This is a genomic window from Thioalkalivibrio sp. ALE22 (genome assembly GCF_000381445.1).
Taxonomy (GTDB): domain Bacteria; phylum Pseudomonadota; class Gammaproteobacteria; order Ectothiorhodospirales; family Ectothiorhodospiraceae; genus Thioalkalivibrio.
The window spans coordinates 199,276-222,197 of record NZ_KB906502.1 but is presented as its reverse complement, the minus strand read 5'-3'; the positions used below and the strand labels follow the sequence as shown (position 1 = coordinate 222,197).

Sequence of the window (22,922 nt, the reverse complement as noted above, 5' to 3'; positions counted from 1 at the left end):
GTCGACTTTTCGATGTACCAGCTGATCATGGACGCCAGTCTGATCGTGCAGCTGGTCATGGTGATCCTGGTGATCGCCTCGGTACTCTCCTGGCTGGTGATCATCATCAAGGCGCGCTCGCTGAACGCGGCCCAGCGGGCCAGCGACGAGTTCGAGGAACGGTTCTGGTCGGGCGCGGACCTCTCGCACCTGTACGAGGGCGTACGCCGCAAGTCCGAGATGTCCGGCATGGAGCACGTGTTCTCCTCCGGCTTCAAGGAATTCCTGCGTGCCCGCCAGCACGGCATGGTGGCCGGCGAGCCGGCCCATCGCGCGATGCGCGTGGCCATCGCCCGCGAGACCGACGAGATGGAGCGCTACCTGCAATTCCTGGCCACGGTTGGCTCCACCAGCCCGTACATCGGCCTGTTCGGGACCGTGTGGGGCATCATGCATGCATTTCTCGGGCTCTCCGGGGTGCAGCAGGCCACACTCGCCATGGTCGCTCCGGGGATCGCCGAGGCGCTGATCGCTACCGCGCTGGGCCTGTTCGCGGCCATCCCGGCGGTCATCGCCTACAACCGCTTTGCCGGGGACGTCGATCGCGTGGCCTCGCGCCTGGAGAACTTCAGCGACGAGTTCGTGGCCCTGCTGAACCGCCAGGGCGCGGGCAAGCCGGCCGAGGGCGCCGCCGGGGCGCCGGCCTGAACCATGGCCGAGTCGCGTCGCAACAGCCGCCGCCTGCGGCGGCCCATGTCGCAGATCAACGTCGTGCCGTTCATCGACGTGATGCTGGTCCTGCTGATCATTTTTATGATCACCGCCCCGATGCTGCAGCAGGGGGTGGAGGTCGATCTGCCGGAGGCCGATGCCGAGGCCCTGGACGAGGATCCATCCGCGGCCGAGCCACTGGTGGTCACCGTGGATGCTTCCGGGGCCATGAGCCTGAACCAGGGCCCGTACGTGAACGAGCCGCTGGCGCCGCAGGAGATGACCGAGATCGTGCGCGAGTTCCTCGCCGAGAATCCGGGCACCCAGACCTTCGTGCGCGGGGACCGCAACGTGGACTACGGCCGGGTGATCGATGCAATGGTCGCCCTCCAGCGCGCCGGGGGCGGTCGTGTCGGCTTGATCACCGAACCGCCACGTAACAACCAGGACTGAGCCACACGCCGTGTTCGAGCTCCTGCGCCGTCACCCCCTCAGCCTGCTCCTCGTCCTGATCCTGCACGGGGTGCTGTTCGCGGCGTTGCTGCTGAACGTGAGCCTGATGTCGCCGACCTCGACCCGGGCGGCGGTGGAGATCGCGGTGCAGGAGGATATCGAGGTGATCGACGCGGTCGCGGTGGATGCCGAGACCTTCGATCGTGTCGAGCACCAGCGCGAGGTGGCCGAACAGGAGCAGGTCGCCGAGCAGCTGCGCGCCGAGGAGGAACGCCGCCGTGCCGAGGAGCAGGCCCGGCGCGAGGAGGAACGTCGCCAGGCCGAGGAACAGCGCCGCCGCGAGGAAGCCGAGCGCGCGCGCCAGCAGGCGCTGGAGGAGGCCGAGCAGGCGCGCCGCGAGGCGGAGGAAGAACGCCAACGCGCACGCGAGGAGGCCGAGGCTGAACGCGAGCGCATTCGCCAGGAACGCGAGGCTGCGGAGCAGGCGCGGCGTGAGGCCGAGGAGGCGCGCGAACGCGAGGAAGCCGAGCGGCGGGAGCGCGAGGAGGCGGAGCGCCAGGCGCGGGAAGAGGCGGAGCGGCGCGAACGCGAGGAGGCCGAACGCCGCGAGCGGGAGGAGGCCGAGCGTCGCGCCGAGCAGGAGCGTGAACTGGAAGAGCAGCGCCGGCGCGAGGCGATGGAGCGCGAGCGCGAACGTCTGGCCGAGGCACAGGCGCAACGCGAGGCCGCCGAGCGCCAGGCGCAGCTGGACCGGGAGCTGAACGAATGGCGTGCCCAGGTGCAGTCGGTGGTGCAGCGGCGCTGGCGCCAGCCCTCGGGTCTGGATGCGTCGGACCGTGCCATTGTTCTCGTGCGTGTCAACGAGACCGGGCGTATCATCAATTTCGATATCGAGAGCTGCTCGGGCGGGTCCGCCTTCTGCGAATCGGTCCGCCAGACCATGGACCGTTTGTCCTCGCTGCCGCGTCCGCCCGACGCGGATGCCGTGCGCGGCGGGGTGCGCATCCGTTTCGAGCCCGACTGACCGGCCCGCTCCCAACCGGGCCACGAGGAACACCATGCAACGAATGATTCACGCGATGCTGCTGGGGCTGGCGCTGCTGTGGTCGGCGCAGGCTCACGCGGTGCTGGAAGTGACCGTGACCGAGGGTGTGACCGGGGCCATTCCGGTCGCGGTCGCACCGTTCACCTGGGAGGGTGAGGGCCGCCCGGACGAAGATGTGGGGCGAATCCTGGCCGCGAATCTGACCCGTAGCGGTCTGTTCGACGTTGAGCGCGAGGGGCTGCCGCGGGCCCCCTCGGGCCCGGCCGACTTCATCGCGCAGCCCTGGGCCGACGCCGGCATGGAGTACCTGGTGGTGGGCTCCAAGCGCCCGGACGGGGACAACGTGATCGTGGAGTTCCACGTGTTCGACGTGCTGGCGGAGGAGCGCCTGGGTGGCTGGCGCATCCCGGTGCCGGCGGACATGCTCCGGAGGGGCGCCCACCGCGTATCGGACATCGTTTACGAACAGATCACCGGCGACCCGGGCGCCTTCAGCGCGCGCATCGCGTTCGTCAGTGTCGAGCGCCAGAACGACTCGCGCGAGTTCCGACTGGAGGTGGCCGATTCCGACGGGGCCAATCCGCGCACCCTGTTCCGCTCCGAGGATCCGATCATGTCGCCCGACTGGTCCCCGGATGGCCGCGAGCTGGTCTACGTCTCGTTCGAGAACCGCCGTTCCGAGGTCTTTCGCCAGAATGTGGAGACCGGCGAGCGCTCGCGCATCGCCAGCTTCACCGGGATCAACAGTGCCCCGGCCTGGTCCCCGGACGGTCGCCAACTGGCGCTGAGCCTGTCGCGCGACGGCTCGCCGAATATCTATGTGATGGACCTGGCCTCCGGGGAGCTGCGGCAGCTGACGCGTTCCAGCGCGATCGAGACCGAGCCGGTCTGGTCGCCGGACGGCGAGACGATCTATTTCACCTCCGACCGCGCGGGGGCCCCGCAGATCTACGCCCAGCCAGCCGGCGGCGGGAATGCGCGGCGTCTGACCTTCGAGAGCGGCTACGCGGCCGCCGCCACCATCTCGCCGGACGGGCGGTCGCTGGTGTATGTCCATGGGGGTGACGGCGGATTTCAGCTGGCCCGCCTCGATCTGGATGACCGCCGTGTGACGCGCCTCACGGACGGACGCGATGCAGAGTCGCCAAGCTTTGCCCCCAATGGCAGCATGATCCTGTATGCCATGACCGACGGGGGGCGGGGCGTGCTCGGTTCCGTCAGCCGCGACGGCCAGGTGCACCAGCGTCTGGCCGCCCGCGAAGGCGAGGTGCGCGAGCCGGCCTGGTCACCCCTGAACTGATTTTCGGACCCTTTGACTGTCACCTTCTTTCGAGGAACCAACACCATGAACAACGCGTTTCGTCTGACCCTTGCCGCCGTGGTGATCGCGGCCCTGTCGGCTTGTGCCACTCCGACCCGCGATGCCGAGGATGCCGAGCGTGCCGCCGAGCGCGAACGTGCCGCCGAGCAGGAGCGGGCCGAACGCGAGGCCGCCGAGGCCCGTGGGATCGGTCGCGACCGGGAGTTCGATGCCGCCGCCCTGGACGACCCGGACAGTCCGCTGGCCGAGCGCCTGGTCTACTTCGACTTCGACCGTGACGAGGTGAAGTCCGAATTCATGCCGATGCTGGAGGCCCACGCGGCCTACCTGGCGGAGAACCCCGGCGCGCGCATGCGCCTGGAGGGGCATACGGATGAGCGCGGCACCCGCGAATACAACCTGGCCTTGGGCGAACGCCGTGCGCAGTCCGTGCGGCGGGTGCTGAATCTGAACGGCGCCTCGGATGACCAGCTCGAGGTCATCAGTTATGGTGAGGAGATGCCGGTGGCCTTCCAGCAGAACGAGGAGGCCTGGGCCAAGAACCGCCGGGTCGAGCTCGTCTACGAATCCCGGCGCTGAGTCAGGGTAGGTAAACCCGGGAAGCCAGATGCGATCGATGTTCAGTACGTCTTGCGGAGATGCCCCCTCGGGGGCATTTCTGTTTCGGAACCCGGCGCGCCCGGGGCCGTTCCTGGCGGCCATGCTGGCCGCGGCCTTTGTCCTGACCCCGCTGGCTCTGATGCCGGGGACCGCCGGGGCGCAGGACGACACCGTGTTCGCGACCCAGTCGCAGATCCGCCAGCTGGATCGGCGCCTGGACCGTATCGAACGCGTGCTGGACTCCAGCGCGATGAACGAGCTGCTGCAGGTCTCCGAGTCGCTGAACCGGGACCTGCGCGAACTGCGCGGGGAGGTGGAGACCCTGCGCCACGAGGTGAACCGCCTCAGTACCCGTCAGCGCGACCAGTTCCGCCACCTGGACGAGCGCGTGGCCGCCGTCGAGGGCGGAGGGCCGGCGCCGGATGCGGCCCCGCGCGAGGAGGTGGTCGAGCTGGATCTGCCGGAGGCCGACGAGCAGGCCGCCTATCAGGAGGCCTTTGACGACCTGATGGCCGGCGACTTTGCCACCGCCATGCGCAAGCTGGAGCGGTTCATCGAGGATTACCCCGAGGGGAGCTTTACCGCGAATGCGTGGTACTGGCTGGCGGAGGCGAAGTACGCCAGCGGCGAATTCGAGGCGGCGCTCGAGGACTTCCAGCGCCTGCGCGAGGATTTCCCCGAAAGCGACAAGAGTGGGGATGCCCTGCTGAAGATCGGGTACTCCCACTACGAGCTGGAGGACTTCGATGCGGCCCGCGAGGCCCTGGAGGCAGTGCGTGCCGACTATGGCGGTACGACACTGGACCGCCTGGCCCGCGAACGCCTGCAGCGGATCGATCGCGCCCAATGACCACCGCCCCGTTGCGTGACGCCCGTGGCTCGGGGGTCGTCGACCCGGCGTCGGTGCGGCTGCGGATCAGCGAGATGTTTGTCTCGCTGCAGGGCGAGGCGGCGCAGGTCGGCTGGCCCACAGCCTTCGTGCGCCTGACCGGTTGCCCGCTACGCTGCCGCTGGTGCGACAGCGAATACGCCTTCGAGGGCGGCGAGGCGCTGATGTTGCCGACGGTCCTCGACTGGGTCGGGCGCACCGGGGTGCGGCATGTCTGCGTGACCGGTGGTGAACCCCTGGCCCAGCCGGGCTGCCTGCCGCTACTGGAGGCACTATGCGACGCCGGGTTCACGGTGTCGCTGGAGACCAGCGGGGCGATGGACATCGCCGGTGTCGACCCCCGGGTCGCCATCGTGATGGACTGGAAGGCGCCGGGCTCGAAGGAGGCCGAACGCAACCTCCCCGATAACATTCCGCGGCTGAAGGCCGGGGACCAGCTGAAGTTCGTGCTGGCCGGGCGCACAGACTTTGACTGGGCCCGGGCCGAGCTCGAGCGCCTGGGGCTGGACCCGGAGGTCGAGGTCCTGTTCTCGCCCGTGTTCGGCGAACTGGAGCCGCGGACCCTGGCTGACTGGATCGTGGCCGAACGTGTGCCGGTACGCTTCCAGGTTCAGCTGCACAAGCTCCTCTGGGGCGATCAGCCGGGCCGCTGATATGAACGAACGCGCGGAACAGGCCGTGGTGCTGCTCTCGGGCGGGCTCGACTCGGCGACCTGCCTGGCCATGGCGCGCGCCGAAGGCCTGGAGTGCCATGCCCTGTCCATTGACTATGGACAGCGCCACCGGACCGAGCTGGAGGCTGCGCGGCGGGTCGCCGCGGACCAGGGCGTGACCGACCACCGCGTGGTGGCGGTGGACCTGAGCGCCATCGGTGGCTCGGCGCTGACAGACACGGCGATCGACGTACCGACCGCGCCGACCGAGGGCATCCCGGTGACCTACGTGCCGGCGCGCAACACGGTGTTTCTGGCCCTGGCCCTGGGGCTGGCCGAGACCCTGGACGCGCGGCTGCTCTACGTCGGCGCCAATGCGGTGGACTATTCCGGTTATCCGGATTGCCGTCCGGCCTTCATCGACGCGTTCCGCGACCTGGCCCGGGTGGCCACCCGCAGCGGGGTCGAGGGCACGCCCTGGGAGGTGCGGGCGCCGCTGATGCACCTGTCCAAGGCCGAGATCATCCGGGCGGGCAGCGAGCTCGGGGTGGACTACCGCCACACGGTCAGCTGCTATCAGGCCGATGCCGAGGGGCGCGCCTGCGGCCGCTGCGACAGTTGCCGCATCCGGCGCGAGGGCTTTGCTGCGGCCGGCGTGCCGGACCCGACCCGCTATATCCCCGCGTGATGCCCGCCGGCAGCCCGCCGGCTGCATGTTCGTTCCCGCAGGAATGAAAACGGGCTCGATCTCGTCTAGCGTCCGATGTATGCTGCGCACCCCGTGGGTGCAGGCCTGCCCTGAAATCTTTCGTCGAGAGGATACGTGATGGAATTCTCCAGTTTTTCAACTGCCGCGATGGCGTTCCTCGGTGGGGCGTTCATCCTCGCCTTCATCATGGGGGCCGTGGCGAACAAGACCAACTTCTGCACCATGGGCGCCGTCTCCGACTGGGTGAACATGGGTGATACCGGGCGTATGCGCTCCTGGCTGCTAGCGATCGCCGTGGCCATGCTGGGCGTGGCCATCCTCGAGTTCTTCGGGGTGCTGAGCGCCGACGGTTCCTTCCCGAACTACCGCATGAGCGAGTTCCAGTGGGTCGAGCATGCCCTGGGCGGCTTCCTGTTCGGGATCGGCATGACCTACGCCTCCGGCTGCGGGAACAAGACCCTGGTGCGCGTCGGTGGCGGCAACATCAAGTCGCTGATGGTGCTGATCGTGATCGCGATCATCGCCTACTACATGGTGCGCCCGCTGCCGGGTACTTCCGATACCCTCTATTCCCTGCTGTTCATGGACTGGACCACCGCGCTGGCCATCTCCACCCCGGCGGGCCAGGACCTGGGTACCCTGGTGGCCGGCGAAGAGAACGGCCTGACCGCCCGCCTGGTGCTGGGCGCGGTGATCGGCGTGCTGCTGCTGGCCCTGATCTTCAAGGCCGCGGACTTCCGCAAGAGCTTTGACAACATCCTGGGCGGTCTGGTGATCGGCCTGATGGTGCTCGGCGCCTGGTGGCTGACCAGCAACATCCAGATCGACGATGGCATGGACACCTATACCCCGCAGGCCTACGTGGCCGATTGGGACTTCGTGGCCGATGCAGACGCGGGTGAGCGCCCGTCCGAGAGTGCCCCGTGGGCCAACCAGTCGTTCACCTTCATCAATCCGATGGGCCAGAGCCTGCGTTACGTGTCGAGCGGGTTTGACAACACCGTGCTGTACTTCGGCGTGATGGCGCTGGCCGGCGTGATCCTCGGCTCCTTCTTCTGGGCCCTGGTTACCCGTGCGTTCCGCTTCGAGTGGTTCGCCTCGGTGCGCGACTTCGTGAACCACTTCATCGGCGCGATCCTGATGGGCTTCGGTGGCGTGCTGGCGATGGGCTGCACCATCGGCCAGGGCATCACCGGGATCTCCACGCTCGCGCTGGGCGGCTTCCTGACCTTCATCATGATCGTCTTCGGGGCCGCGCTGACCATGAAGATCCAGTACTACAAGATGGTCTACGAAGACGAGGCCTCCTTCGGCAAGGCGCTGATCACCTCGCTGGTGGACATGAAGCTGCTGCCGGGTGGCATGCGCAAGCTGGAAGCCATCTGATGGCGTAGCGGCGGTGGCGCCTTGCGTTTTCCCCGCCGCGCCGTAAACTACGCGGCACTGGAGGCCCGGTGATCCCGGGCCTTCGGTTTTGCAGCTCGGCCAGGGCGACCCGCGGGGTCGCCGCCGGCCAAACCGAAAAGGGTCGTTAGCTCAGTTGGTAGAGCAGTTGGCTTTTAACCAATTGGTCGTAGGTTCGAATCCTACACGACCCACCATTTTCTCCGGTCCCCGCGCCGGCACAAGGGCCCGTTCATACGGGCCCTTTGTGTTTGCGGGCGGGGAACACGCTAGAATGCGCGGCTAACGCGCGAACACAACAAGAGTTTTCTGCAAGATCGCGAAAGTGGCGGAACTGGTAGACGCGCTGGGTTTAGGTCCCAGTGGGGTAAAACCCGTGAGAGTTCGAGTCTCTCCTTTCGCACCACAGTCCGCATTTCCCAACGCCATGAAGGTTACCGCTGCGATCGGCAGGGATGACCGATATCCGAACTATGACGAGGCCCTCCATGCAAGTTTCTGTTGAAGCCACCGGCAACCTGGAACGCAAGATGACCATCCAGGTCCCCTCCGAGCGGGTCGACACCGAGGTCGACAACCGGCTGAAGTCCCTGGCCAAGCGGGTCAAGCTGGACGGGTTTCGCCCGGGCAAGGTCCCGCTGAAGGTGGTGCGCCAGCGCTATGGCACCGGCGTCTACCAGGAGGTGCTGAGCGAGGTCCTGCAGGAGAGCTACCGCGAGGCGGTGCAGCAGGAGGGCCTGGAACCGGCCGGTAACCCGAGCATCGAGCCGACCAGCCTGGAGGGCGGCGACGCCATCGAGTTCACCGCCAGCTTCCAGGTGTTCCCGGAGGTGCAGGTGGCCGACTTCGCCGACGTCGAGATCGAGCGGCCGAAGGCCGAGGTGGCGGACGAGGACATCGACCGCGTAATTGACTCGCTGCGCGAGCAGAACAAGGCGTGGGCCGAGGTCAAGCGCAAGGCGAAGAAGGGCGACCGTGTCACCCTGGACTTCGTCGGCACCCTGAACGGCGAGGAGTTCGAGGGCGGCAAGGCCGAGGACTTCCAGGTCGAGGTCGGCGCCGGGCGCCTGATCGAGAGCTTCGAGAAGCAGCTCAAGGGCGTGAAGGCCGGCGAGGAGCCGACCATCGACGTCACCTTCCCCGAGGATTACCCGGCGGAGAATCTGAAGGGCCAGACCGCGCAGTTCGCCCTGACCATCAAGCAGGTCGAGGGGCCCAAGCTGCCGGAGGTCGACGAAGAGTTCGCGAAGAAATTCGGCATCGAGGACGGCTCGGTGGAGAAACTTCGCGCTGATGTGCGGTCCAATATGGAGCGGGAACTGCGTCAGGCCCTGAAGGGCCGGGTGAAGCAGCAAGTCCTGGAGGCCGTGGTCGACAAGCACGACTTCGACCTGCCGGACGCCCTGGTGAAGTCGGAGATCAACCGTCTGCGCGAGGAAGCCGAGAAGCGCTTCGGGGGTGCCGAGCAGACCCAGCCGCTGCCGGACAGCCTGTTCGAGGACGAGGCGAAGCGCCGCGTCCGCCTGGGGCTGGCCCTGCGTGCGATCATCGACCAGAAGGGCTTCGAGGTGGACGCCGAGCGCGTCGAGCGCGATCTCGAGGAGATGGCCGCGACCTACGAGGACCCGGAAGAGGTGAAGAACTACTACCGCTCCAATCCCCAGGCCAAGAGCAACCTGGAGTCGCTGGTGCTGGAAGACCAGGTGGTCGACTGGGTGGTCGAGCAGGCCAAGGTCACCGAGAAGGAAACCAGCTTCCAGGACGTCATGAATCCGAACAAGGAGTCGACTGAATGAGCCACGACATGGCCGACCAGGGTGCGCAGCATGCCCAGGGCCTGAACCTGGTCCCGATGGTGGTCGAACAGACCGCCCGCGGCGAGCGCGCCTACGACATCTATTCCCGTCTGCTGAAGGACCGGGTCATCTTCTGTGTGGGTCCGGTCGAGGACTACATGGCCAACGTGATCGTGGCTCAGCTGCTGTTCCTCGAGTCGGAGAACCCGGACAAGGAGATCAGCCTGTACATCAACTCCCCGGGGGGCGCGGTCACCGCCGGCATGGCGATCTACGACACCATGCAGTTCATCAAGCCCGAGGTCAGCACGCTGTGCGTGGGCCAGGCCGCGAGCATGGGCGCTGTTCTGCTGGCGGGCGGGGCCCCCGGCAAGCGCCATACGCTGCCGCACTCGCGGGTGATGATCCACCAGCCGCTGGGCGGCTTTCAGGGTCAGGCGTCGGATATCGATATCCATGCCCGCGAGATCCTGAAGATCCGTGACGAGCTGAACCGCGTACTGGCCCACCACACCGGCCAGCCGATCGAGAAGATCGAGCAGGACACCGATCGCGACCGCTTCATGACCGCGACCGACGCCAAGGAATACGGCCTGGTCGACCACGTCCTGACCCACCGCAACTCCGCGGACGACTGATCCCCTCGTCCGCGCCGATCGCAACCGCGCCCCGGAGACCGGCTCCGGGGCGGGGCCTCAATACCGGACTTCTGCTTGGCCCGTTTGCAACTCACAGGCAAACGGGGCATGTTTTGAAGAACACTGAAATCGCAACCGAGGCAAACGGATGAGCGACGAAACCACCCCCTCCGCCGACGGCAAGCTCCTGTACTGTTCTTTCTGCGGAAAGAGTCAGCACGAGGTGCGCAAGCTGATCGCCGGGCCATCCGTATTTATCTGCGACGAGTGCGTCGAGCTGTGCAATGACATCATCCGCGAGGAGATGCAGGAGGCCGGCCACACCGAGCGGGATTCCCTCCCGACCCCGCACGAGATCCGCGCGATCCTGGACGATTACGTGATCGGCCAGAACTCCGCGAAGAAGATCCTCTCGGTCGCGGTGTACAACCACTACAAGCGTCTGCAGGCCAAGGCCGGCAAGGACGATGTCGAGCTGTCCAAGTCGAACATCATGCTGATCGGCCCGACCGGCTCCGGCAAGACGCTGCTGGCCGAGACGCTGGCGCGAGTACTGAACGTCCCGTTCACCATCGCCGACGCGACCACGCTGACCGAGGCCGGTTACGTGGGCGAGGATGTCGAGAACATCATCCAGAAGCTGCTGCAGAAGTGCGACTACGATGTGGAGAAGGCCGAGAACGGCATCGTCTACATCGACGAGATCGACAAGGTCTCGCGCAAGTCGGACAACCCCTCCATCACCCGTGACGTCTCGGGCGAGGGTGTGCAGCAGGCGTTGCTGAAGCTGATCGAGGGCACCACCGCCTCGGTCCCCCCGCAGGGCGGACGCAAGCATCCGCAGCAGGAGTTCCTGCAGGTCGATACCAGCAACATCCTGTTCATCTGCGGCGGGGCCTTCTCCGGGCTGGAGAAGGTCATCCAGCAGCGCGCCGAGAAGGGCGGCATCGGCTTTGGCGCCGAGCTGCGTACCACCGAGGCGGCCAAGTCCGGTGGCCAGTGGCTCAAGCAGCTGGAGGCCGACGACTTGGTGCGCTATGGGCTGATCCCCGAGTTCGTGGGGCGCCTGCCGGTGCAGGCGACCCTGGACGAGCTGGACGAGGACGCGCTGATCACCATCCTGACCCAGCCGAAGAACGCCCTGGTCAAGCAGTATGCCCGCCTGTTCGAGATGGAAGGGGTGGAACTGGAGTTCCGCGACGACGCCCTGTCCGCGATCGCCCACAAGGCGATGGAGCGCAAGACCGGGGCGCGCGGCCTGCGCACCATCATGGAGAACATCCTGCTCGACACCATGTACGAGCTGCCGTCCATGGAAGGCGTCAGCAAGGTGGTGATCGACGAGGCGGTGATCCGCGGCGATGCCGAGCCGTATCTGGTGTACGAGAACGACTCGTTCGCCAAGAAGCAGGCGGCCGCGGATTCCTGAGCGGAAGTGTTGCGGCGTCCTTGAAATGGGCGCCGCCGCCCCCACTTCCTTCTGTACATTCGTCCAGCCCTGAGGGGGCAACATGACCGATACCCACTCCTCCCAGAACGAGGTGGACTCCCCCGTCAAGCGCGTCGCGGTGCTGCCGCTTCGCGATGTCGTGGTCTATCCGCACATGGTCATCCCGCTGTTCGTGGGTCGCGAGAAGTCGATCCGCGCGCTGGATTCGGCCATGGCCGAGAACAAGCAGGTCCTGCTGGTCGCCCAGAAGAGCGCCGAGGTCGACGAACCCGAAGCCGGCGATCTGCACGATATCGGTACCCTGGGCAACATCCTGCAACTGCTGCGCCTGCCCGACGGCACCATCAAGGTGCTGGTGGAGGGAGCCCAGCGCGCCCGCGTGATGGATGTTTCCACCACCGGTGATGCCGAGAAGGAGGAGGACTACTTCGTCTCCGACATCCGCCTGATCGACGAGGAATACGACACCGAGGACAAGGAACTCGAGGTCCTCGGGCGGTCCGCGCTGAACCAGTTCGAGCAGTACATCAAGCTGAACAAGAAGGTCCCGCCGGAGATCCTGACTTCGCTGGCCGGGATCGACGACACCTCGCGCCTGGCCGATACCATCGCCGCGCACATGTCCCTGAAGCTCGAGGAGAAGCAGCAGGTCCTCGAGATCGCCAATGTGCGCGAACGCCTGGAGCACCTGGTCGCCAAGATCGAGGGCGAGATGGACGTGCTGCAGATCGAGAAGAAGATCCGCGGCCGCGTGAAGCAGCAGATGGAGAAGTCCCAGCGCGAGTACTACCTGAATGAGCAGATGAAGGCCATTCAGAAGGAGCTGGGCGACCTCGAGGACGCGCCGAACGAACAGGAAGACCTGGCCGAGAAGATCGAGAAGGCCGGGATGCCGGAGGAGGCCAAGAAGAAGGCCACCGCCGAGCTGAACAAGCTGAAGATGATGTCGCCGATGTCGGCCGAGGCCACCGTCGTGCGCAGCTACATCGACTGGCTGGTCAATGTCCCGTGGAAGAAGAAGACCCGGGTCAGCAAGGATCTGGCGCGTGCCGAGAAGATCCTCAACGAGGACCACTACGGCCTGGAAGAGGTCAAGGAACGCATCCTCGAGTACCTCGCCGTGCAGTCGCGAGTGCGCAAGCTGAAGGGCCCGATCCTGTGCCTGGTGGGCCCGCCCGGCGTCGGCAAGACCTCGCTGGGCCAGTCCATCGCCCGTGCGACCAACCGCAAGTTCATGCGCATGGCGCTGGGCGGGGTGCGTGACGAGGCCGAGATCCGCGGCCACCGTCGCACCTACATCGGCTCGCTGCCGGGCAAGATCATCCAGAACCTGGCCAAGGTCGGGGTGCGCAACCCGCTGTTCCTGCTCGACGAGATCGACAAGATGGCGATGGATTTCCGCGGCGACCCCGCCTCGGCCATGCTCGAGGTGCTGGATCCGGAGCAGAACCACACCTTCAGCGACCACTATCTGGAGGTCGATTTCGACCTGTCCGACGTGATGTTCGTGGCCACGGCCAACAGCATGCACATCCCCGGGCCGCTGCTGGATCGCATGGAAGTCATCCGGCTGTCCGGCTACACCGAGGACGAGAAGGTCAACATCGCCCACAACTACCTGCTCGACAAGCAGATCAAGGCCAATGGCCTGAAGCCGGCCGAGATCCAGATCTCCGATGCGGCGGTGCGCGACATCGTGCGCTATTACACCCGGGAGGCCGGTGTGCGCTCGCTGGAGCGCGAGATCGCCAAGGTCTGCCGCAAGGTGGCCAAGCAGCGCCTGCTGGCCAGCGAGAAGGAGCGTGCGCGGACCACATCGGTGACCCCGAAGACGCTGGAGAAGTACCTGGGCGTGCGCCGTTTCCGCTTCGGCCTGGCCGAGGAGAACGATCAGATCGGTCAGGTGACCGGTCTGGCCTGGACCGAGGTCGGGGGCGAGCTGCTGACTATCGAGGCCAGCGTGGTCCCGGGCAAGGGCAAGACCCAGCAGACCGGGAAGCTCGGCGACGTGATGCAGGAATCCATCCACGCGGCGCTGACCGTGGTGCGCTCGCGTGCCGAGGCCCTGGGGCTGGAGGAAAACTTCCACGAGAAGAAGGACCTGCATATCCACGTGCCGGAGGGTGCGACGCCCAAGGACGGACCATCTGCCGGTATCGGCATGTGCACCGCGATCGTCTCGGCACTGACCGGGATCCCGGTGCGAGCGGATGTGGCGATGACCGGGGAGATCACCCTGCGCGGCCAGGTCCTCCCGATCGGCGGGTTGAAGGAGAAGCTGCTGGCCGCCCATCGCGGCGGGATCCGCACGGTCCTGATCCCCGAAGAAAACGAGAAGGATCTGGTCGACATCCCGAAGAACATCAAGCAGAAGCTCGATATTCGCCCGGTGCGCTGGATCGACGAGGTGCTGGAGGTGGCGCTGACGCATATGCCGGAGGGCAAGGCGGGCGAAACCCCGGAGAAGGTCGAAGAAGTCGTCAAACCGGCCAAGGAATCCGGCCGTCGCCGGGTTCGGCACCACTAAGCGTCTGTAAACGGACGGAAACCGCGGGGGCCCGCAGACCGGGGCTCCGCGGTTTTTTGTGCACGGGATCACACCCGTGCGGGGGCGATCAGGAGATCGCGTTTGACTCGTTTTCCGGGGGCTTGCTATAACCCCATCCGCATCACCTGATTTCTCGCCGAGGGCAGTTGCGGGGCCATGGAGAAAAGGCCTCCGGCTGGTGTAAGCTAGGCCCAGTCCGGCAGAAAGCCTGAGTCACCACTGAGATAAGGAAGCGCTTCATGAATAAATCCGAACTGATCGACGCGATCGCGGCGGAAGCCGATGTCCCCAAGGCCCAGGCCGGCCGGATCGTGGATGCCATGGTAAGTGTTGTTGGCGACACCCTCGCCAAGGGTGACCAGGTCTCCCTTGTTGGCTTCGGTACCTTCCTGGTGCGCGAGCGTGAGGCCCGCACCGGTCGTAACCCTCGTACCGGTCAGACCATCCAGATCGCCGCTTCGAAAACGCCTTCGTTCAAGGCTGGTAAAGCGCTCAAGGATCGAGTAAACTAGCGCGCTTTATCGGGTGCTTAGCTCAGTTGGTAGAGCGTCGCCCTTACAAGGCGAATGTCGGCGGTTCGAACCCGTCAGCACCCACCAAGTGCAACCCTGACCCTGGTTGCACTGCAAGAATACGGAGCGGTAGTTCAGCTGGTTAGAATACCGGCCTGTCACGCCGGGGGTCGCGGGTTCGAGTCCCGTCCGCTCCGCCATCTCCGAGAAAGGCGCCCTTGTGGCGCCTTTTTCTTTTCTTGGCTATTGCGATCCAGGAGAAAAGAAGGTCAAGGGCGTTTGCACCACAGAGGACACGAAGGACACGGAGCAGGGCAAGGAATTCGGGGCCGCGGCAACACGCGGCGTTCCCCCCCCTGACACAACTTCATTCTTCCAATCCTACGATGCTCTGTCCTTCCCGCGGATCGCTATCGACTTTCTCCGTGCCCTTCGTGTCCTCTGTGGTGCAAACGCCTCTGACCTGGCCCTTCTTCGTGCCTTCGTGCGCTTCGTGGTGGATAACCCAGGCGCAGACGCGCGCGGGCGCGCCTGCTACCATCGGCGGTCGATTCCCGATTTCCTCTCCACGGCGGAGTGAGCAGAGACCATCATGTTGCAAGCGATTCGTGACCGGGCGAGCGGCTGGCTCGCCTATGTGATCATCGGCCTGATCACCATCCCCTTTGCCCTGTGGGGCCTGGGCGAGTATTTCGGCGGGGCCGGCCCGCTGGTGGCGGCCGAGGTGAACGGCACGGATATCGCGGTGCGCGACGTGCATCAGGAAGCGCGCGCCCAGCGCGACGAAATGGCGCGCATGTTCGGCGGCGAGATCCCCGAGGACGTGCTCGACGAGCAGGGTATCCGTCTGCAGGCCCTGGAGACGCTGATCCGGCAAGAGCTGTTGCGCCAGGCGGCGGACTCCGCGGGCTTCAAGGCCGCCGGAGACAGCGTGCTGCGCGAGATCCGCGGTATGCCGGTGTTTCAGGAAGAGGGCCGCTTCAGCCGCGAACGCTACAGCCAGCTGCTGAACGCCCAGAGGATCAGTCCCGCGGACTTCGAACAGGACATCGCGCGCAGCATTGTGCTGTCGCAGATCCAGCGGGGGATCCAGGCGACCGGCGTGGTACCGGAAAGCCTGGTGGAAGACTACAGTCGTCTGCGCAACCAGACCCGCGTGGCCAGCTGGCGGGTCTTCTCCGCGGACGAGTTCGACCGTCCGGACGTGGTGGACGAGGACGCCATCCAGGCGTACTACGAAGCCAATCCCGATGAGTTCACCACCACCGAGCGCGTACGGGTGAGTTATCTCCGGCTGGATCCGGAGGGCCTGGAGGCCGGGGTCGAGGTCACCGAGGACCAGGTGCGCGAGCACTACCGGGTGAACCGCAGCCGCTACGAGCAGCCGGAGCTGCGCGAGGTGCGCCAGATCCGTATTCAGGACACGGGCGAGGAGGGCGAGGCCCGCATCCGCGAGCTGCGCGAGCGGCTGGAGGCCGGCGAGGACTTTGCCGAGCTGGCCGAGGAATACTCGGAGGACAGCCTGACCGCCGACCGTGGCGGGCGAATGGGCGAGATCGCCCGGGGGGACCTGGGCTCGACGCTGGAGACCGTGATCTTCACCCTGCCGAAGGATCTGATCAGCCAGCCGGTGCGCACCGAGCGAGGCTGGTTCATCCTGGAGGTGACCGCGATCCAGGAGGCCCAGCCGCAGCCGTTCGAGGAGGTCCGCGACGAGGTCGAGCAGGATCTGCGCGATCGCACGGCGGAGCAGATGCAGATTGACGCCCTGGACGACATGATGGCGCTGGGGATCGAGTTCCCCGACAGCCTGGAGCCGGCGGCCGATGCGACCGGGCTGGAGATCCAGACCAGCGACTGGTTCTCGCGGGGCTCCGGGGACGGCATTGCGCGGCACCGCTCCATTCGCAACGCGGCGTTTGATCCGCGGGTGCTGGAAGACGGCCACAACAGCGAGGCGATCGACCTGCAGGACGGCTCCACCGTGATCCTGCGGATCGACGAACACCAGCCGTCCGAGCTGCGCCCGCTGGCGGAGGTGGAAGACACGATTCGCGAGCGCCTGCAGCGTCAGGCGGCGGCCGATGCTGCCCGTGAAGCCGGCGAGGCCCTGATCGAGCGCCTGACCGCGGCGGAGGACTGGGCCTCAGAGGCGGACGAGAACGGGGCCTGGAGTCGCTCGGTCGAGGTCACCCGCGAGCGCGCCGCGGAACTGCCCACCGGCTTGCAGGACCACCTGTTCCGCCTGCCGGCCCCGGGCGAGGGCGCGGTGGAGATCGCCGGTGCCCGGATCGGCGACGGCGACTTTGCCGTGACCGTGCTGGAAGAGGTGCGTATGGGCGAGGACGCCGCCGATGCCGCTGCACGCCAGCAGGCGCGTGACCAGATCGGTAATGCCTATGGCAGCGCCGAATTCCGGGCCTACCTCGCCTGGCTGGAAGAACAGGCCGACATCAAGCGCTTCCCCGACGCCCTCGACTAGGGCTCGACCAGGGACCTAGGGGATGCGCGCGGTGTATCCGGTCCCATAAAAAAGGCCCGGCGCCGCGCAAGCGGGCCGGGCCTTTTACGTGCAACCCGGGAAGGTCCCGGTTGCGGACCGTCGACGCTACTTGTTGTCGAGGCCGATCTCGGCCGCGCCCAGGCCCACCGTGTTGTAGCCGGAGTCGACATACATGATCTCGCCGGTGATGCCGGAGGCGAGATCGGAGCAGAGGAAGGCGCCGGCGTTTCCGACCTGTTCGGTGGTCACGTTGCGCCGCAGCGGGGCATTGGCCTCGACGTGGTCGAGGATGCGCTTGAACTCGCCGATCCCGGAGGCCGCGAGGGTGCGGATCGGGCCGGCGGAGATCGCGTTCACCCGGGTGCTCTCCGGCCCCAGCGTATAGGCCAGGTAACGGACGTTCGCCTCCAGGCTCGCCTTGGCCAGACCCATCACGTTGTAGTTGGGCATCGAGCGTTCGGCGCCCAGATAGCTGAGGGTAAGGATGGAGGCGTCGCGATCCTTCATCATCGCGCGGCCGGCCTTGGCAAAGGCCGCGAGGCTGTAGGAGCTGACGTCGTGCGCGATGCGGAAGCCGTCGCGGGTCATGTTGTCGAGGAAGTCGCCTTCCAGTTGCTCCTTGGGTGCGAAGGCCACCGAGTGCACCAGGATGTCGACGCCGTCCCAGTAATTGTCCAGGTGCTCGAAGACCTGTTCGATCTCGCGGTCATCCTCGACGTTGCAGGGCACCAGGATGTCGGAGTCGAAGTCCGCGACCAGTTTCTCGACGCGATCGCGCAGGCGTTCGTTCTGGTAGGTGAAGGCGAGCTCGGCGCCCTCGCGATGCATGGCCGCGGCAATGCCGTAGGCGATGGAACGGTTGCTGGCAACGCCGACGATCAGTGCGCGCTTGCCCTTCAGAAAACCCATGTGACACTCCTTGGTTCGGATCCGTGCGGACGTACCCGGGCGGGCCGTCTCGACGGCGCCCGCCCGGCTGCGGAACCGGGGACGGGCGCGACTGTCTCCGGGATCATACCGATGTGGTGCTGGTGCGGCCAGCACCCGATGAGCCGAAGCAGGTGGCTTGCTATAGTGCCAGCACCCGCGGTCCCCGCGACCGCTCGCCCGTCATGCCGAAAACAGTGTGGCGGGCGGCCAGCGCAACAACCCGGAGGTCTTGTGAGTCGTCATTTCGGTTGGATCGTGACCCTGATCGTGCTGGGCATCCTGTTGCTGCTGGTGATGGTCCAGATCGACCGCCAGTGGCAGCGCATGGCCTCCATGCAGAACACCATGAGCGAGCAGGCTCGGGACCTGCGGGCGCTGCGGCGCAGCCTGCAGGGGCTGGAGTCGGACCTGGCCTCGGGACGTTTCGCCGGCATGGAGGCCGAGCAGGCCCCGCGGGCGGACGCGGTCCCGTCGGCCTTCCGCCGCGCGGCACGGGCCGCGGAGCAGGAGGACTACGCCGAGGGTGACTGGCTGGTGCAGGCCTTTGGCACCGGGCTCGCGACCATTACGCCGTATGTGTCCTCGGATGCCTATGCCTCCGAGGTGCAGAACTATGTGCTGGAGTCGCTGGTGGTTCGCGATCCGGACACCCTGGAATGGCAGGGTCTGCTGGCCGAGTCCTGGGAATTCGACGACAGCGGGACGGAGCTGACCTTCCGCCTGCGTTCGGGGCCGCAGTTTTCCGATGGCGAGCCACTGACCGCGGAGGACGTCGAGTTCACCTTCGATTTCCTGATGACCGATGCTATCGCGGTGCCGCGGTCGCGCGCGTTCCTGGAGAAGGTCGAGGCCGTGGAGGCCGTGGACGAACGCACGGTACGGTTCGTGTTCGAGGAACCGTTCTTCGATGCGATGCGGGTGGCCGGGGGGCTCGATGTGCTGCCGAAGCATTTCTACGAGCGCTACCTGGAGGATCCCGAGACCTTCAACGAGTCGCGCGGCATCCTGCTCGGTTCCGGCCCCTACCGGCTGGAGGACCCGACCGGCTGGACGCCGGACGCCGGGCGCATCGAGCTGGAGCGCAACCCGCGCTACTGGGGCCCGATCGAGCCGCCATTGGATCGCCTGGTCTGGCGCGTAATCCAGAACGACAGCGCGCGCCTGACCACCTTCCGCAACCGGGATATCGATGTCTACGGCGCGCGGCCGCGTGAATACGCCCGGCTACGCGACGACGAGGCGCTGCGCGAACGCGCGGACACCCACGAGTACATGAGCCCGACGGCGGGCTATTCCTATATCGCCTGGAATCAGCAGCGCAACGGCGAGCCAACGCGCTTCGCCGATCCGCGGGTGCGCAAGGCGATGAGCTACCTGACGGACGTCGACCGGCTGATCGAGGAGGTCATGCTGGGGTATGCCGAGCGGGCGATCTCGCCGTTCTCGCCGCGCAGCGATCAGCACAAGCCGGATCTCGAACCGATCCCCTTTGATGTCGAGCGGGCCCTGGAGCTGCTCGCCGAGGCCGGCTACCGCGAGCGTAACCGGGATGGCGTGCTGGTGAACGAGGACGGCGAGCCGTTCTCCTTCGAGCTGGCGTATTTCCAGGACAATGAGGACACCCGCCGCATCGCTCTGTTCCTGCGCGATCTCTATGCGCGTGCCGGAGTGGAGATGCGGCCCCAGCCGACCGAGTGGTCGGTGATGCTGGAAAAGCTCAGTCGCCAGGACTTCGACGCCATCACGCTGGGCTGGACCAGTGGCGTCGAGGTGGATATCTACCAGATGTTCCACTCCAGCCAGACCGTTTCCGGCGGCGACAACTTTATCCACTACCAGAACCCCGAGCTGGACGCGATCATCGAGGCGGCCCGCGGCGAGGTGGACGAGCCGGCGCGCATGGAGCTGTGGCGCGAGGCCGAGCGCATCCTGCACGAGGACCAGCCCTACACCTTCCTGATGCGGCGCCAGACGCTGGCCTTCATCGATCGGCGCATCCAGAACCTGGAACAGACCGCGCTGGGGCTTAACCTCGGGGCGGTGCCGCTGGAGATCTACGTGCCCTTCGAACTCCAGCGCTACGGACAGTAGTCGCCTATGGGCCACGTAGTGGAATCGATTGGCAGGCGTCGCGCAGGATGCTGACCTATATCCTGCGCCGCATGATCCTGATGGTGCCGACCCTGTTCGGCATCACCGTGGTCGTGTTCGCGGTGATGGCGGCGGCGCCCGGGGGCATCAGCGCCCTGACCCTGGTGGAGGGGCAGGGCCTGGAGCCGCAGGCGCAGAAGGCGATGGAGGAGTACTACAACCGCCTCTACGGCCTGGATCAACCGGCGCCGGTGCAGTTCGGGCGCTGGCTCAACAACATCTCGCCGATCGGTTTCGCCCAGGACGCGGACGGTTCACTGACCGGATGGCCGCACTTCAAGGCGCCCAACCTGGGGACCAGTTTTCGCTACGGCCGCCCGGTGGTCGACCTGATCGCGGAGCGGTTGCCAATTACGCTGCTGCTGAACGTGCTGTCGATCCCGCTGATCTACATCGTCGCGGTGGCCGTGGGGGTGCGAGCGGCCACCCAGCACGGCCAGGCCTTCGACTCGCAATCCGGCGTGGTGTTGCTGGCGCTGTGGTCGGTGCCGACCATGCTGGCGGGCGTGCTGCTGATCGGCTTCTTCGCCTCCGACCAGTTCTGGCAGTGGTTTCCCACCGGGGGCATCAGCCAGCGCGCGGCACTGGACATGACCTTCCTGCCGACGGTGGAGGTGGTGTGGGCCCTGCCGCTGCTGCTGGTCCTGCCGTTTCTGGGCGCGGCCCTGGGGATCTACCTGGCGCGAACCCTGCCGGCGCGGATCCGTGGCGGGCTGGGGGCCGTGCTCGGGGCCCTGTGTGGCTGGCTGATGTTCCGCGACCTGGCCGTTGCCGGGATGGTCAGTACCGGGGTCGCCATGGGGGTCGGCGCCGCGGTCGGCTGGCTGATGGCGCACAGTGACTGGGGGGTGCTGCGCGGCTTCTATCTGGGGACGCTGGGGCTGGGCATGGGGCTTGCGCTAGCCCTCGGACTGGCGCCGGGCAGCATGGTGCCCGGCTTCCTGCTGGATCGGGCCTGGCATCTGGTGCTGCCGGTGCTGTGTCTGTCCTACGGCGGGCTGGCGTTCCTGGCCAAGCTGTCGCGCTCGGCGGTGCTGGAGAACCTGACCTCGGACTATGCGCGCACCGCGCGGGCCAAGGGGGTCGCCGAGCACGACGTGCTGTGGCGCCACGTGTTCCGCAACTCCCTGCTGCCGCTGATCACCGTGTCCGCCACCCTGCTGCCCTCGCTGCTGGCCGGGTCGGTGATCGTGGAGGCCATCTTCTCCATTGACGGCATGGGCAAGCTGGCGGTGGAGGCCGTGCAGACGCGCGACCGCGAACTGGTGCTGTCGATCACCCTGATCTCCGGGGTGCTGACCCTGGTCGGCTACCTGCTGGCGGACCTCGCCTACGCCATCGTCGATCCGCGGGTGAACTATGACTGAGCCGAGCCGCCATCCGGAAACCGGGGGTCGCCGCAGCCGCTCCTGGGCGCGGCGCGTGGTGGGCGAGGTCCTGCTGCGCTGGGGCGCGCGCCTCGGGATTGGCTGGATCGCGCTGTTGACTCTGGTGGCGATCCTCGCGCCGGTGCTGGCGACCTCCCATCCGCTGCTGGTGCAGACCACCGACGGCGAGTGGGCGATGCCCTTCCTGCGCTATCTGACGGCAGCCGACGTGACGCTGTTCGGTCTGCTGGTGCTGGCGCTGGTCTTCTGGCGCCTGCCCGGGCGGCCCTGGCGACGCTTCGGGCTGTGGGCCGCGCTGGGCGCGGTGCTGGCCGCGGTGGCCTGGCAGACGGTCTCGCCGCCGTCGCTGGTGATCCACGATCAGTACCGCGAGGCCGAGCGCATGGGCGAATACCAGACGGTGATTCGCGCCCCGATCCCGTATTCGCCGCGCGACTACCTGCGCGACTATGCCGATACCGGCCTGGAGGCCCCGCGCGAGGCGCCGGATCGGGTGCACTGGTTCGGCACTGACGACACCGGTGCGGATGTCCTCTCGCGCATGATCCACGCCTCGCGCATCGCGCTGTCCATCGGCTTCATCGCCACCGGGATCGCGCTGGGGATCGGGGTGATCCTGGGCGGGCTGATGGGCTACTTCTCGGGGATCGTGGACATCATCGGCATGCGCCTGGTGGAGATCTTCGAGGCGATCCCGACGCTGTTCCTGCTGCTGACCTTCGTCGCCTTCTTCGGTCGCTCGCTGTACCTGATGATGCTGATCATCGGCCTGACCTCCTGGTCCGGCTACGCGCGCTATGTGCGCGCGGAGTTCCTGCGCCTGCGCCAGCAGGACTTCGTGCAGGGGGCGATCGCGTCGGGGCTGTCGCTGCCGTCGATCCTGTTCCGGCACATGCTGCCGAACGGGATCGCGCCGATCCTGGTGGCGGCCAGTTTCGGGGTCGCCTCGGCCATCCTCGCCGAGGCGACGCTATCGTTCCTCGGCCTGGGTCTGGTGGATGATCCCTCCTGGGGGCAGATGCTGAACCAGGCGGTACAGAGTTCCACCTTCAACTGGTGGATGGCGGCCTTCCCCGGCGGGGCGATCTTCCTGACCGTGTTCGCCTACAACCTGATCGGCGAGGCCCTGCGCGACGCCGTGGACCCGCACGCGCGCTCGGCCGCGCGCAGTGCCAATCGCGATGCCGGCGCGCGTCCGGCGGCCGGTGCCACCAGCGCGACCAGCGGCGGGGTGCGCTGAAC

Annotated in this window: 19 protein-coding genes and 4 tRNA genes; 22 read left to right on the top strand and 1 reads right to left on the bottom strand. The window is 66.7% G+C overall.

Annotated features, from left to right (window positions below; translation table 11 throughout):
- Window positions 1–12 precede the first annotated feature (12 nt).
- The 19 genes from tolQ (at window position 13) to F793_RS0105755 (ending at window position 17,190) form a co-directional block, all read left to right on the top strand.
- Entirely contained in the window at window positions 13–687 is a 675-nt protein-coding gene (gene tolQ, locus F793_RS0105845) for a protein TolQ (protein ID WP_018867507.1), read from the top strand.
- 3 nt (window positions 688–690) lie between these two features.
- Window positions 691–1,143, top strand: a complete 453-nt coding sequence (gene tolR, locus F793_RS0105840) for a protein TolR (RefSeq protein ID WP_018867506.1) — start codon at window positions 691–693, stop codon at window positions 1,141–1,143.
- Between the two features lie 10 nt (window positions 1,144–1,153).
- On the top strand, window positions 1,154–2,167 hold the full coding sequence (gene tolA, locus F793_RS0105835) for a cell envelope integrity protein TolA (protein WP_018881823.1): 1,014 nt from the start codon (window positions 1,154–1,156) through the stop codon (window positions 2,165–2,167).
- A gap of 34 nt (window positions 2,168–2,201) precedes the next feature.
- Window positions 2,202–3,488: a Tol-Pal system beta propeller repeat protein TolB gene (gene tolB, locus F793_RS0105830; RefSeq protein WP_038035303.1), complete on the top strand. Its 1,287-nt coding sequence runs from the start codon at window positions 2,202–2,204 to the stop codon at window positions 3,486–3,488.
- Window positions 3,489–3,533: 45 nt separating this feature from the next.
- Window positions 3,534–4,088, top strand: coding sequence for a peptidoglycan-associated lipoprotein Pal (pal, locus tag F793_RS0105825; protein WP_018867503.1), 555 nt, complete (start codon window positions 3,534–3,536; stop codon window positions 4,086–4,088).
- Window positions 4,089–4,209: 121 nt separating this feature from the next.
- Complete coding sequence (gene ybgF, locus F793_RS0105820; RefSeq protein WP_018876940.1) at window positions 4,210–4,959, top strand: tol-pal system protein YbgF; 750 nt, start codon at window positions 4,210–4,212, stop codon at window positions 4,957–4,959.
- Window positions 4,956–5,651: a 7-carboxy-7-deazaguanine synthase QueE gene (gene queE / locus F793_RS0105815; protein ID WP_018878518.1), complete on the top strand. Its 696-nt coding sequence runs from the start codon at window positions 4,956–4,958 to the stop codon at window positions 5,649–5,651. The genes ybgF and queE overlap by 4 nt, the downstream gene beginning before the upstream one ends.
- Window position 5,652: 1 nt before the next feature.
- Entirely contained in the window at window positions 5,653–6,339 is a 687-nt protein-coding gene (queC, locus tag F793_RS0105810) for a 7-cyano-7-deazaguanine synthase QueC (protein ID WP_018867500.1), read from the top strand.
- Window positions 6,340–6,477: 138 nt separating this feature from the next.
- Complete coding sequence (locus F793_RS0105805; RefSeq protein ID WP_028484713.1) at window positions 6,478–7,746, top strand: YeeE/YedE family protein; 1,269 nt, start codon at window positions 6,478–6,480, stop codon at window positions 7,744–7,746.
- 139 nt (window positions 7,747–7,885) lie between these two features.
- Window positions 7,886–7,961: transfer RNA gene (locus F793_RS0105800), tRNA-Lys, on the top strand.
- Window positions 7,962–8,083: 122 nt separating this feature from the next.
- Window positions 8,084–8,170: transfer RNA gene (locus tag F793_RS0105795), tRNA-Leu, on the top strand.
- An 82-nt stretch (window positions 8,171–8,252) separates the two neighbouring features.
- Window positions 8,253–9,560 (top strand): trigger factor, encoded by a 1,308-nt coding sequence (tig, locus tag F793_RS0105790; protein WP_026280824.1) that lies wholly within the window; start codon window positions 8,253–8,255, stop codon window positions 9,558–9,560.
- Window positions 9,557–10,198, top strand: a complete 642-nt coding sequence (gene clpP / locus F793_RS0105785; protein WP_018867497.1) for an ATP-dependent Clp endopeptidase proteolytic subunit ClpP — start codon at window positions 9,557–9,559, stop codon at window positions 10,196–10,198. Before tig ends, clpP begins: the two co-directional genes overlap by 4 nt.
- A 148-nt stretch (window positions 10,199–10,346) precedes the next feature.
- Window positions 10,347–11,627, top strand: coding sequence for an ATP-dependent Clp protease ATP-binding subunit ClpX (gene clpX, locus F793_RS0105780; protein WP_018867496.1), 1,281 nt, complete (start codon window positions 10,347–10,349; stop codon window positions 11,625–11,627).
- Window positions 11,628–11,709: 82 nt separating this feature from the next.
- Window positions 11,710–14,175 carry an endopeptidase La gene (gene lon / locus F793_RS0105775; RefSeq protein ID WP_018867495.1) on the top strand — a complete coding sequence of 822 codons (2,466 nt, stop codon included), beginning with the start codon at window positions 11,710–11,712 and terminating at the stop codon, window positions 14,173–14,175.
- Between the two features lie 260 nt (window positions 14,176–14,435).
- Entirely contained in the window at window positions 14,436–14,708 is a 273-nt protein-coding gene (locus F793_RS0105770; RefSeq protein WP_017940837.1) for an HU family DNA-binding protein, read from the top strand.
- A gap of 11 nt (window positions 14,709–14,719) precedes the next feature.
- Window positions 14,720–14,795 (top strand) — tRNA-Val (locus tag F793_RS0105765).
- A 36-nt stretch (window positions 14,796–14,831) separates the two neighbouring features.
- A tRNA-Asp gene (locus tag F793_RS0105760) sits at window positions 14,832–14,908 on the top strand.
- 392 nt (window positions 14,909–15,300) lie between these two features.
- Complete coding sequence (locus tag F793_RS0105755) at window positions 15,301–17,190, top strand: SurA N-terminal domain-containing protein (RefSeq protein ID WP_018879870.1); 1,890 nt, start codon at window positions 15,301–15,303, stop codon at window positions 17,188–17,190.
- Between the two features lie 126 nt (window positions 17,191–17,316).
- Here the strand turns inward: F793_RS0105755 and F793_RS0105750 are convergent, their stop codons facing one another.
- On the bottom strand, window positions 17,317–18,120 hold the full coding sequence (locus F793_RS0105750; RefSeq protein ID WP_018867493.1) for an enoyl-ACP reductase: 804 nt from the start codon (window positions 18,118–18,120) through the stop codon (window positions 17,317–17,319).
- Window positions 18,121–18,372: 252 nt separating this feature from the next.
- Here F793_RS0105750 and F793_RS0105745 point away from each other — a divergent pair, with 252 nt between their 5' ends.
- The 3 genes from F793_RS0105745 to F793_RS0105735 are packed head-to-tail and all read left to right on the top strand — an operon-like array spanning window position 18,373 to window position 22,920.
- Window positions 18,373–20,232, top strand: coding sequence for a peptide-binding protein (locus tag F793_RS0105745; protein ID WP_018881821.1), 1,860 nt, complete (start codon window positions 18,373–18,375; stop codon window positions 20,230–20,232).
- 47 nt (window positions 20,233–20,279) lie between these two features.
- Window positions 20,280–21,659, top strand: coding sequence for an ABC transporter permease (locus F793_RS0105740; RefSeq protein WP_018881820.1), 1,380 nt, complete (start codon window positions 20,280–20,282; stop codon window positions 21,657–21,659).
- On the top strand, window positions 21,652–22,920 hold the full coding sequence (locus F793_RS0105735) for an ABC transporter permease (protein ID WP_018867490.1): 1,269 nt from the start codon (window positions 21,652–21,654) through the stop codon (window positions 22,918–22,920). The genes F793_RS0105740 and F793_RS0105735 overlap by 8 nt, the downstream gene beginning before the upstream one ends.
- Window positions 22,921–22,922 lie beyond the last annotated feature (2 nt).